This window comes from methane-oxidizing endosymbiont of Gigantopelta aegis, assembly GCF_016097405.1.
Classification (GTDB): Bacteria; Pseudomonadota; Gammaproteobacteria; order Methylococcales; family Methylomonadaceae; genus Methylomarinum.
Window position 1 is genome coordinate 1837243 of sequence record NZ_JAEHGD010000001.1, and the last position, 15176, is coordinate 1852418.

At 45.9% G+C, this 15176-nt stretch carries 13 protein-coding genes and 4 pseudogenes; 8 read left to right on the forward strand and 9 right to left on the reverse strand.

What is annotated here, in order from left to right:
- The first annotated feature begins 28 nt into the window (after positions 1-28).
- Entirely contained in the window at positions 29-1363 is a 1335-nt protein-coding gene (gene pmbA / locus JEU20_RS09225) for a metalloprotease PmbA (protein ID WP_198245232.1), read from the forward strand.
- On the forward strand, positions 1360-1950 hold the full coding sequence (locus tag JEU20_RS09230; RefSeq protein WP_198245234.1) for a plasmid pRiA4b ORF-3 family protein: 591 nt from the start codon (positions 1360-1362) through the stop codon (positions 1948-1950). Before pmbA ends, JEU20_RS09230 begins: the two co-directional genes overlap by 4 nt.
- Positions 1951-1958: 8 nt before the next feature.
- On the opposite strand, the gene JEU20_RS09235 is transcribed toward JEU20_RS09230, so the two are convergent.
- Together JEU20_RS09235 and JEU20_RS09240 are read right to left on the reverse strand one after the other, a co-directional pair.
- Positions 1959-2507: a DUF1415 domain-containing protein gene (locus tag JEU20_RS09235; protein ID WP_198245236.1), complete on the reverse strand. Its 549-nt coding sequence runs from the start codon at positions 2505-2507 to the stop codon at positions 1959-1961.
- Between the two features lie 45 nt (positions 2508-2552).
- The gene (locus tag JEU20_RS09240) at positions 2553-3020 is read right to left on the reverse strand and encodes a CBS domain-containing protein (protein ID WP_198245238.1); all 468 of its coding nucleotides are present in this window, start codon (positions 3018-3020) and stop codon (positions 2553-2555) included.
- Between the two features lie 187 nt (positions 3021-3207).
- On the opposite strand from JEU20_RS09240, the gene adk reads away from it, so the two are divergent.
- From adk to JEU20_RS09265, 5 genes are read left to right on the forward strand one after another with little or no spacing between them, the layout of a single operon-like run.
- The gene (adk, locus tag JEU20_RS09245) at positions 3208-3855 is read left to right on the forward strand and encodes an adenylate kinase (RefSeq protein ID WP_198245240.1); all 648 of its coding nucleotides are present in this window, start codon (positions 3208-3210) and stop codon (positions 3853-3855) included.
- 14 nt (positions 3856-3869) lie between these two features.
- A complete protein-coding gene (gene leuC, locus JEU20_RS09250; RefSeq protein ID WP_198245242.1) occupies positions 3870-5288 on the forward strand; it encodes a 3-isopropylmalate dehydratase large subunit in 1419 nt (472 codons plus the stop codon).
- The gene (gene leuD, locus JEU20_RS09255; protein WP_198245244.1) at positions 5285-5917 is read left to right on the forward strand and encodes a 3-isopropylmalate dehydratase small subunit; all 633 of its coding nucleotides are present in this window, start codon (positions 5285-5287) and stop codon (positions 5915-5917) included. The genes leuC and leuD overlap by 4 nt, the downstream gene beginning before the upstream one ends.
- Before the next feature lie 50 nt (positions 5918-5967).
- Positions 5968-7053 (forward strand): 3-isopropylmalate dehydrogenase, encoded by a 1086-nt coding sequence (gene leuB, locus JEU20_RS09260; RefSeq protein WP_198245245.1) that lies wholly within the window; start codon positions 5968-5970, stop codon positions 7051-7053.
- Position 7054: 1 nt separating this feature from the next.
- Complete coding sequence (locus JEU20_RS09265; RefSeq protein ID WP_198245246.1) at positions 7055-8077, forward strand: aspartate-semialdehyde dehydrogenase; 1023 nt, start codon at positions 7055-7057, stop codon at positions 8075-8077.
- Between the two features lie 19 nt (positions 8078-8096).
- Here the strand turns inward: JEU20_RS09265 and JEU20_RS09270 are convergent.
- The 4 genes and pseudogenes from JEU20_RS09270 to JEU20_RS09285 all read right to left on the reverse strand — a co-directional run.
- Positions 8097-8573 (reverse strand): annotated as a pseudogene (locus JEU20_RS09270) (IS5 family transposase); the annotation flags it as partial.
- The gene (locus JEU20_RS09275) at positions 8561-8803 is read right to left on the reverse strand and encodes a hypothetical protein (RefSeq protein WP_198245248.1); all 243 of its coding nucleotides are present in this window, start codon (positions 8801-8803) and stop codon (positions 8561-8563) included. The gene JEU20_RS09275 and the pseudogene JEU20_RS09270, both read right to left, overlap by 13 nt.
- A 95-nt stretch (positions 8804-8898) precedes the next feature.
- On the reverse strand, positions 8899-9315 hold the full coding sequence (locus tag JEU20_RS09280) for a helix-turn-helix domain-containing protein (protein WP_198245250.1): 417 nt from the start codon (positions 9313-9315) through the stop codon (positions 8899-8901).
- A 69-nt stretch (positions 9316-9384) separates the two neighbouring features.
- Positions 9385-9546 (reverse strand): annotated as a pseudogene (locus JEU20_RS09285) (transposase); the annotation flags it as partial.
- A gap of 151 nt (positions 9547-9697) precedes the next feature.
- On the opposite strand from JEU20_RS09285, the gene JEU20_RS09290 reads away from it, so the two are divergent.
- Positions 9698-12208, forward strand: coding sequence for a motility hub landmark protein FimV (locus JEU20_RS09290; protein WP_198245252.1), 2511 nt, complete (start codon positions 9698-9700; stop codon positions 12206-12208).
- A 214-nt stretch (positions 12209-12422) separates the two neighbouring features.
- Here the strand turns inward: JEU20_RS09290 and JEU20_RS09295 are convergent.
- The 3 genes and pseudogenes from JEU20_RS09295 to JEU20_RS09305 form a co-directional block, all read right to left on the reverse strand.
- A pseudogene (locus tag JEU20_RS09295) lies at positions 12423-13170 on the reverse strand (IS5 family transposase).
- Positions 13171-13521: 351 nt separating this feature from the next.
- The gene (locus JEU20_RS09300) at positions 13522-13722 is read right to left on the reverse strand and encodes a YgaP family membrane protein (RefSeq protein ID WP_198245254.1); all 201 of its coding nucleotides are present in this window, start codon (positions 13720-13722) and stop codon (positions 13522-13524) included.
- A 9-nt stretch (positions 13723-13731) separates the two neighbouring features.
- Positions 13732-15005 (reverse strand): annotated as a pseudogene (locus tag JEU20_RS09305) (NAD(P)/FAD-dependent oxidoreductase).
- Positions 15006-15176: the final 171 nt, after the last annotated feature.

Sequence of the window (15176 nt, forward strand, 5' to 3'; positions counted from 1 at the left end):
GCATAATTCTATAAAGTCAAATAAAACCGTGCAAACACAAGAACAGATCGAAACATTAAAGAATATTGTTCAGGATTTGCTGAACGAAGCTAAAAAACAAGGCGCAACTGCTGCAGAAGCAGGCTTGAGTGTCGATGACGGGTTGTCGGTTACCGCACGCTTAGGCGATGTCGAAACTGTTGAGTATCATTGTGACCAGGGCTTGGGTGTCACTGTTTATTTTGGCCAGCGTAAAGGCAGCGCCAGCAGCAATGATTTATCACCCGAATCTTTGCGCGAAACGGTAAGTGCTGCCTGCAGTATTGCCCGCCATACCAGCGAAGACCCGTATGCGGGGTTACCGGAGCCCGAGTCATTGGCGACAGAGTTTCCCGACTTAGACTTGAGTCACCCTTGGGGACTGAGTGCCGAACAGGCGATCGGATACGCCATACAATGCGAAAATGCGGCACGCGGATTTGACCCTGCGATCAGTAATTCAGAAGGTGCCAGCATAAATAGCCATCAAGGTATTCGGGTATTTGGCAATTCCTTAGGTTTTTTGCATGGCTATCCGAGCACTCGCCATTCCATAAGTTGTTCGGTACTGGCTGGGCAAGGTGATCAGATGCAGCGCGATTATTGGTACACGCTATCGCGTAAAGCTGAGGATTTGGAATCACCCGTACAGGTCGGTGAGAAGGCCGCCGAGCGTACGATCAAACGTCTGGGCGCACGTCCCCTTAGCTCGCGTCAATGCCCGGTGCTATTTTCAGCCGATGTGGCAAGCAGTTTGTTTGGCTCATTAGTTGGCGCACTGAGTGGCGGTAACTTGTATCGTAAAAGCTCGTTTTTACTCGATAGCCTGGGACAGCAGATATTGCCGGAATTTGTGCGGATTCATGAACAGCCACTATTGCCGGCCGCTTTAGGCAGTGCTAGCTATGACGCCGAAGGCGTTGCGACCTGCGCACATGATCTGGTTACAGAGGGTATTATTAAGTCCTATGTGCTCAGCAGTTATTCGGCGCGCAAATTGGGTCTTAAAACCACTGGCAATGCTGGTGGCGTGCATAATTTAATCATTGAACCGGGTGAGATGGATTACGCAGGATTGTTACAGGAAATGGGAACCGGATTGCTGGTCACAGAGTTGATGGGGCAAGGCGTCAATATGGTGACAGGTGATTATTCCCGTGGTGCATCCGGCTTCTGGGTGGAAAATGGCGAGATTTTGTTCCCGGTGGAAGAAATCACCATTGCTGGTAATTTAAAAGAGATTTTCAAACATATTGTCGCCATCGGCAACGATGTCGATTATCGAAGCAATATTCGGACAGGTTCTGTTCTAATTGCGCAAATGGCTATCGCAGGTGAAGCATGAATATCACAACATTACGTAAAGTTTATCAATTGAAAATATCCCTAGATGGTGCAAAGCCACCGATTTGGCGTCGAGTACTGGTGCCCAGTTCGTATACGTTGGCTGATTTACACGATGTTATTCAGATCAGCATGGGCTGGTACGATTGTCATATGCATCAATTCATTATCAATGGTGAATTTTATGGTGTTCCTGAGCCGGATTTTGATTTCGATATAAAACCAGAGCAGAGCGTTCGTCTGAGTAGTGTACTAAAGCGCGAGAAAGACAAGATTCAATACGAGTATGATTTTGGCGATGGCTGGAGTCATACCATTATTTTGGAAAAAATATTGCCTTTTGATCCCAAACAAAAGCTACCTTACTGTGTCACTGGTCGCAAGGCATGCCCACCTGAAGATGTTGGTGGTATCTGGGGGTATGCAGAATTTCTGGAAGCCTGGGATGATCCAGAGCACCCCGAACATGCAAATTTCCGAGAGTGGATGGCGGAAATAGGCGATGATTTTGATCCCAATATCTTTGATCGGGATGAAGTCAACGACATGCTGGCGCAGTGGGCGAGTCCTGGCGATGAGGATGGTTGACAGTTCGGTCAACGCTGCTGTAATTGACTAAGTAGGGCTGTAAGTGTGTCCAGCCCCATTTTTCTGAGCAGATGAATATTGTTTTCAGGGATAGATTCTGGATCAGACGGGTAGTGTTTCAGTGCTTTTTCGATGCTGGCTTCGCGAATGAGGTGCAGCATGGGGTAGGGCGAGCGGTTGGTGTAATTAGCCGGGTCATTGTCATCACTGCCTTCAAAGCAGTAATGGGGGTGAAAACTGGCGAGTTGATAGATGCCCTCGAAGCCGTGCTGATATAAGAGCTGTTCGGCCAGACTTAAAAAATCGAGAAAAGCGTCAAAGTGTGTAAAGGCTTCGGGGTAAATTAGCAGCGTGGTTTCCGTTTCCGGATGTTGATCTAGATAGCGGCATTCAGAAATCAGATTGAATAAATGATCTTCTAAGTTTTGCCCTGATAGACATTGATAGCGGATACGGTTGTTTTGAAATTCACGTTTGGCGAACGGGCAGATGTTGAGCGGAATGATAAACGATTCAATCCACTGGCGAGTTAGGTTAATTGCTGAGTTTTGAGGCATCTGTTAAGGCAGGGCAACACGTTGCAAAGGTATTGCCCTTCGTATTTAAGTGTGACTAATGCCTTCGGCGATGCGTTTTTCACGCGCTTCTTTGGCATGTTCTAGTTTGGAAAAAACGCGCAAAATATCGGTGGCAGACAGGATGCCGACTAGTTTGCCATTATCTAGGACGGGTAAGGCACCGATTTTATGATCAGCCATAAGGCCGGCGGCTTCCGATGCGGGTGTGTCTGGCGCGACGGTAATGACGCCACGACGCATGATATTCATGACTTTTTTAGGTACGACATGTAGCTCGTGGCTTTTCGGGCCGCCTTCAATCGCATTCGAGTTGCTTTTAGGGCCTAGGGCTTTGTATAGGTCTCGGTCCGAAACAATGCCGACAAGTTTACCTTTTTCCAAAACCGGTAAATGGCGAACTTTTTCATAATGGACCAGGAAAAAGACCCGGTCGATCATGTCATGGGGTTCGACAGTAAAAACCTTGGCGGTCATTAATTCTTCAACACGCATTGATAACTCCCTCTGATTTAAATGGATAAAGCATAAGTAAAATAGGGTAAATATACAAGAGTTAAAGCAACATAACGCTAATTACGCTAAAATAACCGGCTTATTTTTGAGTGGTGTTAATCGTTATGGCGTGATAGGCGCATCTAGTGATTGGCATCTTCTGGCAAAACACAATTATGGAGTTTTTATGCGTATTATCCTGTTAGGCAGTCCAGGTTCTGGTAAGGGGACACAGGCACAGTTTATTTCTAAAAAATACGGTATTCCGCAAATTTCAACGGGCGATATGTTGCGTGCCGCAGTACGCGAAGGGACACCTTTAGGCCAGGAGGCTAAAAAAATTATGGATGAAGGCGGTTTGGTGTCCGATGACATTATTTTAGGCCTAATCAAGGAGCGGATTGCGCAGGATGATTGTAAAAACGGATTTTTGTTAGATGGTTTCCCTCGCACCATTGCCCAGGCGGAAGGCTTGAAAAAAATGGGTGTTGATATCGACTATGTGATTGAAATCAATGTCGATGATGAAGAAATTATCAAGCGCATGGCGGGTCGGCGCGTTCATCCGGGATCGGGCCGCACCTATCATGTGGAATACAACCCGCCGAAACAGCCTGGCGTAGATGATGTGACCGGGGAACCTTTGATTCAACGTGATGATGATAAGGAAGAGACCGTGCGTAAGCGACTGCAGGTCTATCATGAGCAAACACAGCCTTTGGTTGATTACTACGCTAACCCTGAAAATCCGGCAAAATTTGTTTCCATACCTGGCGTGGGTGCGGTTGAAGATATCACGGCGAAAATTTTTGCTGTGTTGGATCAAGCAAAATAAAGTGGAAAATTAAAATGGCAGGTAAAACTTTATACGATAAGTTATGGGATGATCATGTCGTTAGCACCGAAGATGATGGTTCGGCTTTGATTTATATTGATCGACAATTGGTGCATGAGGTGACCTCACCCCAGGCTTTTGAAGGCCTTAGGTTGGCTGGTCGAAAACCTTGGCGTACTGAGCGTAATTTAGCGGTAGCTGATCATAATGTTCCGACTACTGATCGCGATAAAGGGATTAGTGATCCTGTCTCACGTTTGCAGGTGGAAACGCTGGATAAAAATTGCCACGAATTTGGCATTACCGAATTTGGTATGGACGATCTCAGACAGGGTATTGTGCATGTGGTCGGTCCTGAGCAAGGCGCGACGTTACCTGGAATGACGGTCGTTTGTGGCGATTCACATACCTCGACGCATGGCGCATCCGCAGCATTGGCCTTTGGCATTGGTACTTCTGAAGTCGAGCATGCACTGGCGACACAATGCCTGGTGCAGAAAAAATCTAAAAACATGTTGATTCGGGTCGATGGCAATGTGGCACCGGGGGTGACGGCTAAAGATATTGTACTGGCGATTATCGGCAAAATTGGCACGGCTGGCGGTAACGGTTACGCGATTGAATTTGCAGGTGAGGCGATCAGGCAGTTGTCGATGGAAGGGCGTATGACAGTGTGTAATATGGCGATTGAAGCCGGTGCTCGAACCGGTTTGATTGCTGTCGATGATACGACGATTGATTATTACAAAGACCGTCCTTTTGCGCCTAAAGGCGAACTCTGGGATAAGGCCGTAGAGGCCTGGCGGCAATTGCATTCTGATGCCGATGCCGAGTTTGATAAGGTAGTGATATTAAATGCGGCCGAGATCAAACCGCAGGTGACCTGGGGAACCTCGCCCGAAATGGTCGTGGCTGTTGATGCCTGCGTCCCTAATCCTGCCGATGAAACCGATACCGTGAAACAGCAAAGCATGCAACGTGCATTGGAATACATGGCATTAACCCCAGGTCAGAAAATCACCGATATTCAGTTGGATAAAGTTTTTATCGGCTCTTGCACCAATTCACGGATCGAGGATTTGCGTCAGGCGGCTGAAGTTGCCAAAGGTAAAAAAGTGGCGGCTAATATTAAACAGGCTCTGGTGGTACCCGGTTCTGGTCTGGTCAAAAAACAAGCCGAGGAAGAAGGATTGGATAAAATTTTTATTCAGGCCGGTTTTGAATGGCGTGACCCAGGCTGTTCTATGTGTCTGGCGATGAATGCCGACCGTCTGGAGCCGGGCGAACGCTGCGCTTCGACATCCAACCGGAATTTTGAAGGTCGACAAGGCTATGGTGGGCGTACGCACTTGGTGAGTCCGGCGATGGCCGCCGCCGCTGCGGTTAACGGCCATTTTGTTGATATTAGTAAGCAGCAAGGAGCACAAGTATGAAGGCATTTACGCAACTGAAAGCTATCGTGGCCCCACTGGATCGGGCTAATGTCGATACCGATGCAATTATTCCAAAGCAGTTTTTAAAATCGATCCGTCGCGCGGGTTTCGGCCCTTATTTATTCGATGAGTGGCGTTATCTGGATCGAGGTGAGCCGGAGATGGATTGCACAAACCGGCCATTGAATCCTGACTTTGTTCTAAACAAACCTCAGTATAAAGATGCTCAGATCTTGTTGACCCGGGAAAATTTTGGTTGTGGCTCTTCAAGGGAACATGCGCCATGGGCCCTGGAAGACTATGGTTTTCGCGCCATTATTGCGCCGAGTTTTGCCGATATTTTTTATAACAACTGCTTCAAAAATGGGCTGTTGCCGATTGTGCTCGATGCTGACGTGGTCGATAGTCTGTTCAATGAAATCGAGCCGGACTATCAACTGGCGATTGATCTCGAGGCACAAACAATTACCACACCAACGGGGCGGACGATACCTTTTGATATCGACGAAAACCGCAAATTCCGCTTGCTGAACGGGCTTGATGATATTGCGCTGACGCTACAGCAAGCCGATAAGATTCGCGCCTATGAGGCGGAGCGGGCCAAGCGCGCACCGTGGTTATTTCAGTAAAACTCGACGATTAGGCGCAAAGCGTAAACTATTTGACGATAAGGTTAACAATGACGAAAAAAATTGCAATTTTACCTGGTGACGGGATTGGCCCCGAGATTGTTGCCGAAGCACTGCGGGTGTTGACGTTTTTAAATGCGGACATGAATCTTGGCTTGGAATTTGAGCAAGGCTTGATTGGTGGGGCCGCTTATGATGAATATGGGACGCCATTGCCACAAGTGACGCTGGACTTATGTCAGGCGGCCGATGCTGTTTTATTAGGGGCCGTTGGCGGGCCAAAGTGGGAGCCTTTAGATCATGCGGTACGTCCCGAACGTGGTTTGCTGGGTATTCGCGCAGAATTGAAATTGTTTTCCAATCTGCGTCCGGCCATTTTATATCCGCAACTGGCAGATGCGTCGAGCTTGAAATCCGAGATTGTTTCTGGCCTGGACCTGATGATTGTGCGGGAATTGACCGGCGGTATTTATTTCGGTCAGCCGCGTGGCGTCAGAACACTGGAAAACGGCGAAAAACAAGGTTACAACACACTGGTCTATTCAGAATCTGAAATTCGGCGCATTGCTCATTCAGCTTTCCAGATTGCACAAAAACGCAACAAACGCTTATGCTCGGTGGATAAGGCCAATGTGCTGGAATGCACCGAATTATGGCGTGAAGTGATGAATGAGGTGGCGACACAATACCCGGATGTGACATTGAGCCACATGTATGTCGATAATGCATCGATGCAATTAGTCAGAGCACCCAAGCAGTTTGATGTGATGGTGACGACGAATATGTTCGGAGATATTTTGTCGGATACTGCTGCGATGCTGACAGGCTCCATCGGTATGCTGCCTTCAGCCTCGTTAGATGAATCTGGCAAGGGCATGTATGAGCCGATTCATGGCTCTGCGCCGGATATTGCAGGCCAAGGGGTGGCCAATCCATTGGCGACTATTTTATCGGTTGCCATGATGCTGCGCTATACCTTTGCCGAGGCGACAGCGGCCGATCGTATCGAAGCCGCTGTCAATGCGGCCCTGGATGCAGGCGTTAGAACAGCCGATATTTTTGCCGAGGGGAATAACAAAGTGAGCACATCGGAAATGGGTGATGCGGTTATCAATGCGCTAAAGGTAGGAGTCTGATATGTCAAAAACTTATGATGTCGCCGTCGTCGGTGCAACAGGTGCCGTCGGTGAAGCAATGTTGTCGATTCTGGAACAGCGTGATTTTCCGGTCGGTCATGTTTATGCGTTAGCTAGCAGCCGTTCAGTGGGAAAACGGATTCCCTTTAAAGGTGGTTCGGTTGTGGTTGAAGACTTGGCCGAGTTTGACTTTTCTAAGGTACAAATTGGTTTGTTTTCAGCCGGTGCCAGTATTTCAGCAGAATATGCGCCAAAAGCGGCGGAGGCAGGGTGTGTCGTTATCGATAACACGTCGCAATTTAGGTATGACGATGATATTCCGCTGGTGGTGCCGGAAGTGAACCCTGAGAAAGTGGCAGAATACAAAAATCGCGGCATTATCGCCAACCCGAATTGCTCAACCATTCAGATGCTAGTGGCATTGAAGCCAATTTATGATGCGGTGGGCATTGAAAGAATCAACGTCTGTACTTATCAGGCTGTTTCCGGCACGGGTAAGCCTGGCATTGAGGAGGTTGTTAAACAAACTGCCGCCTTGCTGAATGGTAAACCGATTAAATCTGAAGTTTATCCTAAGCAAATTGCATTTAATGTTTTACCGCAGATTGATGTATTTCTTGATAATGGTTATACCAAGGAAGAAATGAAGATGGTCTGGGAAACGCGCAAGATTTTTGGCGATGATTCGATTCAGGTCAACCCGACCGCGGTGCGGGTACCGGTATTTTATGGCCATTCCGAAGCCGTGCATATTGAAACGGGCGAGAAAATTGCGGTGGAAACGGTGCGAGAACTTTTGCAAAAAGCACCGGGCGTCACTGTCGTCGATACCCGTGAAGATGGCGGTTATCCAACAGCTGTGACCGAATCCTCAGGGCATGATGATGTGTTTGTCGGACGGATTCGTGAAGATATTTCACATCCTAAGGGATTGAATTTATGGGTGGTTGGCGATAACGTCAGAAAAGGAGCCGCATTAAATAGTGTTCAAATTGCTGAAGAACTGGTAAAAAAATATATCTAGTCTAGGGGCTGTTGCCATTTCACATAGGTAACCATAAAAAGGCGCAAGCCAGAGCGATAGAGCCTTCAAAATTTCGTTTGAGTTTGTCATATCGCGTGGCGATCGCTCTGAAATGCTTAAGTCTTGCAAACACATTTTCAACGAGATGGCGATATTTGTAGAGACACCAATCCATTTCATCATTTCCCCGAGTTGAATTCTTTTTTCTTGGGATAACAGGAACAGCCCCTTTGTCTTTAATTTGAAGACGTAATGCTTCACTGTCATAGCCTCTGTCAGCAACTATATAGTCACCTTTTGGGAGCTCTGCAACTAATTTCGGTGCTTCTTTACAGTCATGAACTTCGCCGCCTGTCACTGAGAAATGAATAGGAAGACCACAGGCATCAACGGCCATATGAATTTTACTGGTGTTCCCGGCGACAGATTTCCCTATCGCTGTTTCTTGTTCACAGGCCGCACCACTACTATGCTGATGTGCTTTCACAATACTCCCATAGTCCCAGCCTTCGGGTAACGTTCTTCAATCGCCTTACAAAGATCAATCGTTGCCTCGCCATTGATGGTGTCATAGAAGCGGCAGACAGTATCCAGAGAATCGATATTGACTGCACCGTTGACATTGAGACGTTGACGCCCGGTATTACTCTGAATCGTGAATTCCACACCACGCTTAATCCAACCACAAGCCATTACAGGATTATGTTGTGGATGAACACCATCCATGAACAATATCAAGTCTTCGGGCTGCTTGTCTTCCTTTAGTTGTTGATATTTCTCAAGGAACTCCAGTTGGGCTTTTGCATTAGCTTTGCCGGGTATCAGCTTGGGCTTTTATAGACATAACCCAAGCGATGCAGCAAGGCTGTCACACCGCGTTCACTATAGCGAACCTGCCAACGCTCTTTAATGTAAGCTGCAACCGATTTAGCGGTTAAGTGAAGATTTTTCTGCAGATATTCATCCAACTCGGTCGCTTCTGAAACCGATAAGAAACTGGCACTTCCAACATGCTGAGTTTGTAGGAGTTTAGCAAGACCACCTTTCTTATATTTTCGATAGTAGGTACGGATTGTATTGCGGTCAATGAGAAGTGCTTCGGCAACGTTTGTTGCTGACCAGCCTGAACCTAAAAGAATGATGGCTTTAACTCGGTCTGCATCACGTTTTTCTCGAAGCTCACCATGGGCTTCGCGCAAATCGGCTAATTCAGTCTCTGGAAGGGTGTAATTCGACATGGCCTTATTTTATATATTTCACTCCATTACGTCATCTTTTTATGCTAAATTCTCATTTGCGAAGAGTATACCAAAAGCCGTGGGTAAATCTCTCCAGGGACAACCTACTCGCAAGCGATAAAAAATACCTTCGACTGTTTTTCGAAGACAAGGTTTGTCATAAATTCCCATTTTCAACATAATTATCTTCAGTTTCTCCCAAAGTTCATCCGTAAGCATTTGTCGGGGCATAGTTTGCTTGTTTTTGAGTCAAAATAAACAATCTATGTGGCGGAGTTATTGAATTTCAAGGGGGATTTTCAAAACGGCAACAGCCCCTAAGCTTATTCCAAATACTCTTTTTGGAAAACATTGTGACGGGATTATTCGGTAGGAGAACAACGTGCGCAATTTGAACAAACCTTTGGCCATTGTCTCTCTTTTAGCGCCGATGAGTGCGCACCCTTTGGGGATTGGAGACATTAAATTGCATTCGGCGCTGAATCAAAAGTTGAATGCAGAAATTCCGCTGATTGTTTCTAAAGACGAAAATCCCGCCAATATCAGGGTCAGTCTAGCGGCGCCGGAAAAATTTGATGAAGCTGGGGTGCCGTGGAATTACTTTCTGACTAAAATAAAATTCAATACGCAAGTGCGGCGGGATGGCTCGGTGGTCATTAAACTAACCTCCAATGAAGCATTACGCGAGCCGTTTTTGGATTTTCTGCTTGAAGTAACCTGGGATAAAGGTAATTTATACCGGGAGTTCACCGTTTTAGTTGACCCACCCAGCAGTTATACCCAACCGGTCATTCCTGTCGCACAAACGGCGGTTTCGCCTGCATCCGCTCAAACTCAAACCAATAAACCGGCTACTGATGCGACCATTCGGGTTGAAAATGAACGGCTGGCAAGCCATGAATACGGCCCCACTCGGCGCAGTGATACCTTATGGGATATTGCGGCAAGACTCAGGCCGCGTAAGGATATTTCTATCGAACAAATGGTTGTCGCCTTGTATGAAGCGAACCCGAAGGCTTTTTACAAGAAAAATGTGAATGCCTTGATGGCTGGGAAAAAACTGAAAATTCCCGATGTTGACAGCATTTTAAAACTGTCTCGAAAACAGGCCGCTGATATTTTTCGGCAGCAATATCAACAATGGCAGCAAAAATCCACAAAAGCTGCTAAAGCTCAAAAAACGACGAGTGCCGCTGAAGCCTCAGCTAAAAAAACGGGCAGTCAACTGGAGTTGATTGCGCCGGTGGAGTCGGCTGTTGAAGAAAGTGCAAGCGTTGCAGCACTGCAGGCGTCAACTGAAAAATCAGCAGAGGCGACAAAGGCAACGGCTGAACATGAAAAAGGCTCGACAGCTCAGCTTGATAATCAGGCATTATTGGCGAGACTTGAAAAACTTGAGCAACAATTGACGGCTATGCAGCAGTTGCTGGCGGTCAAAGATGCGAAATTAGCGGCTTTGCAACAAGCCGGTCAGTCAGGTGCCATAAAAACAGCGACAAAAGCCGAGGTTACAGCAAAGCCTGTGGAAAAATCAAAAACTGTTGTGAAAAAGGCAGTCGCTAAACCGGTACCTAAACAGTCAATTAAAAAGCCGCTGACACCTTCGTCCCAGGAAGAAGAAAGTAGTTTTTTCAGTGATTTTTATTACATTATCGTAGGCGGCGCCAGCATTTTGATTTTAGGCTTGTTAGCCTGGCTGTGGACCAGGAAGCGTCGGGCGGAAGAAGAAATGGATGCCGACAGCATGTTTTCGGCATCCAGTCAGATTGTTATGCCTGACTCAGAAATGAATAGTCAGTCAGAGAGCTCAATCGTGTCTCATGAAGGCGAAGCTTATGATGTCGGGACGGTCGGTGAAAGCTCCTTCTTGAGTGAGTTTACACCCAGTGATTTTGATGCTTTCGATGCCGAGCAAAGCGAAGTCGATCCAATCGCAGAAGCCGATGTTTATTTGGCCTATGGTCGCTATCAGCAAGCGGAAGAGCTGATGCAGCAGGCGATTAAAGAACATCCTGAACGTAAGGAATGCAAGCTGAAGCTGTTGGAAATCTTTTATGCCAGTGAAAACAAAGCTGCATTTGCAGAATATTTGAGTGAATTGGAGCAATCGGGTACAAAAGATGAGGATCCTGAATTCTGGGCAAAAGCTGTGGAAATGCAAAAGGAGTTGGGGCTGGAGAGCAGCGCCTCGGATTCAACGGCGACAGCAAGTCAGAAAAATGATAATGAACCAAATCAGGATAAGTCGTCTGCTGATTTAGGTGCCAATAATCTAATTGATGAAACAGAACTCGATAATATTTCTTTGGATATCTTCGGCTCGTCGAGTAAAGATGATGCGGCTGATAATAAGGGTTCGGCTGAAACTGATGAGAGCACGGTTTTAGACCTGGACTCAATGGAAGATCTGGACTTTAATCTGGATAGTTTTGCGAGTGAGGATGTCGAGAAAAACAAAACTGATGAAAAAGTTGAAGATGATATTGAGTCATTAGATTTTGATTTGGATATTGGCACGCTATCTGAAGAAATCGATAAAACAGCTCCGGCTAAAGATGATAATGAAGATTTGGAGACCTTCGATTTCGATACGGCTTCAGAGCCCGTAACACAAAAGCCTGCGACTGAAGAGAATGCGGATGATGAGTCTTTTGACTTTGACTTTAATTTTGAAGAAAGCAGTTTTGAAGTTAAAGATGAGAAACCATCTGTGGCAGATGGTGAGGTATCTGATCTGACTGATATGGATGAGTTTGAAACCAAATTGGATCTTGCTAGGGCGTACATTGATATGGGAGACCTTGATGCAGCCAGAACAATTGTAGATGAGGTTTTAGCGCAAGGGAATGAGCAACAAAAGAAAGCAGCTCAAGAAATCATTGATTCATTGTGAGTAACTACTCACCTCTTCAGAAACACTGGGCGTAGGGTATTGGGCTTGTGCAACAAGTACAGCACCATTTTTCACTGCCAACTTATTACAATACAATGCGTAAGCTAATGAAATACAGTAATTCCTACTAAGAAATATTTATCTTTATAATCAATAACTTATGAATTTGTTTTTTCGCAAACTTTTTTATTAAATCTTAGGGGCTGTTGCCATTTCACATAGGTAACCATAAAAAGGCGCAAGCCAGAGCGATAGAGCCTTCAAAATTTCGTTTGAGTTTGTCATATCGCGTGGCGATCGCTCTGAAATGCTTAAGTCTTGCAAACACATTTTCAACGAGATGGCGATATTTGTAGAGACACCAATCCATTTCATCATTTCCCCGAGTTGAATTCTTTTTCTTGGGATAACAGGAACAGCCCCTTTGTCTTTAATTTGAAGACGTAATGCTTCACTGTCATAGCCTCTGTCAGCAACTATATAGTCACCTTTTGGGAGCTCTGCAACTAATTTCGGTGCTTCTTTACAGTCATGAACTTCGCCGCCTGTCACTGAGAAATGAATAGGAAGACCACAGGCATCAACGGCCATATGAATTTTACTGGTGTTCCCGGCGACAGATTTCCCTATCGCTGTTTCTTGTTCACAGGCCGCACCACTACTATGCTGATGTGCTTTCACAATACTCCCATCAATAAATTCCCATTCCAGGTCTGGGTCAACAACCAGGGCGTTAAAAATACCCATCAGTTTTTCTTTACGAGACCAGTCATTGAATCGTTTATATACCGCATTCCAATTACCAAAAGCCGTGGGTAAATCTCTCCAGGGACAACCTACTCGCAAGCGATAAAAATACCTTCGACTGTTTTTCGAAGACAAGGTTTGTCATAAATTCCCATTTTCAACATAATTATCTTCAGTTTCTCCCAAAGTTCATCCGTAAGCATTTGTCGGGGCATAGTTTGCTTGTTTTGAGTCAAAATAAACAATCTATGTGGCGGAGTTATTGAATTTCAAGGGGGATTTTCAAAACGGCAACAGCCCCTATTATTCATCAATGACTTACATGATTTTTTCAGCGGGAATTGCTGAATGAAATACAAAATAAATATTACAACTCCACCTGACAGTATAAAAATGGTGCTGTACAAGGATGTTGCACAGAGCTACATGGATGTATCTACGCGTCCTTAAAAATCAATACCCTACGGCCACTAAATGATTACCGTGCGAGTAGTTACCATTGTGAGTCAATACATTTGATAAAAAAAGGCCGGCTCAGCCGGCCTTTTTATTGTGAGATGGATTTTTCAAAATGCACAGCCAGGTTTGACGCCTAGCTTCTTGAGTATGATAGCCAAAGGACAGAATCCAGTGAAAGAGGCTTGCAGAAGGTTTGCGCCCACAAAGGCGGTAAACCAGAGCCAATTCAAGGAATGCCATACCGCAAGCCCGACACTGATTAAAATAAAACTGCCGGCAATAGCCATCACCATGCGATCAATTGTCATTGTTACCTCCTATTTCAGGCGCACAACGCCCATAAATTTAAGCATCATTTTTTCATAAAATGGCTCGCTGATGCCTTTTCTGACTTTTCGCATAAAATATTTTTCAAAGCCAATCTTAGCTAAATGTACCCATTTTCCATGACTTGACCAAGTTGTATTTCGTGGTGGAATTTGCGGGATCGCCAGAAACGCGACGCCGGTGTCGCCTAAATCGGCCAGGCATAAGGCACTCAGGCTGGGGAGTTCAGAAGGCTCTTTTCCTTCCAGCTCATTCAGAATATTATGTGCCGTTGCCGTGACCATCGACTCAATCATATAGCCGGTTTTAGGTGTACCCACAGGAACAGGGGTTTTTCCACTGGCGGCAATGCGACACACACACCGACGGAATAGATATTCTTAAAGGTCGGGTTGCGCTGGTGTTCATCGACAATAACAAACCCCCGAGGATTCGTCAGCCCTTCTACGCCGGCATTGCGGACTGCATCGATACCAGTAAATGCTGGCAGCATCATCGAGTGCTTGAAAGGTACTTCATGCTTTTGTTTTTCATTGCCGCTGTCATCGACTTCGGTGACATACATCATGCCGTCTTCAATTTTATCGACTTTGGCATTGGTTATCCATTTGATGGATTTGTCACGCAATGCACTTTCCAACAAGCCTTTGGTGTCGCCAACGCCGCCGAGGCCAAGATGGCCAATATAAGGTTCTGAAGTGACAAATGTCATCGGTACCTTATCGCGGATTTTACGTTTACGTAGCTCGGTTTCCAGAATCATCAGGTATTCATAGGCAGGGCCAAAACAGGAGGCACCTTGCACCGCACCGACAACGATGGGGCCTGGATCTTCCATGAACGCTTCCCAGTCTTTTGCGGCAAGCGCGGCATGATCGACATGACATACAGATGTAGTATAGCCTTCAGGGCCGAGGCCGGGGACTTCATCGAAGGCCAATCGTGGGCCTGTAGCAATAACCAAATAATCGTAATCGACAGCGGTGTCATCGGCTAGATGAACTTTATTGTTTTCAGGATCAACCCGGGTCGCCGCTTTCTGAATAAACTGAATACCTTTTTTCTTGAAAACAGGGGCTAATTCAATTTTAAGATCTTCAGGTTTACGCCATTTAGGTGGAACCCAAGGGTTTGATGGAACAAAATGAAAGGTTGGTGAGTCGGAGATGACGGTAACCTCATGGTTATTTTTTACCAGTTCTTTCATTTCATACGCCATTGGTACGCCGCCAATGCCCGCGCCTAAGACAACAATTCTAGCCATAACACTTTCCTCTTTTTTGTTTTAAGTTTTAACAATGTATATTTGTAACTACTTAGCATATACATTTAATATCAGTCACCGGCATCTAGAAGATGCCGTGAATACATCCCTGAAGGCTTGAATGTGACATCCATGGCACAAACACTTGTTTTGTAAGTAACTGATATTAAA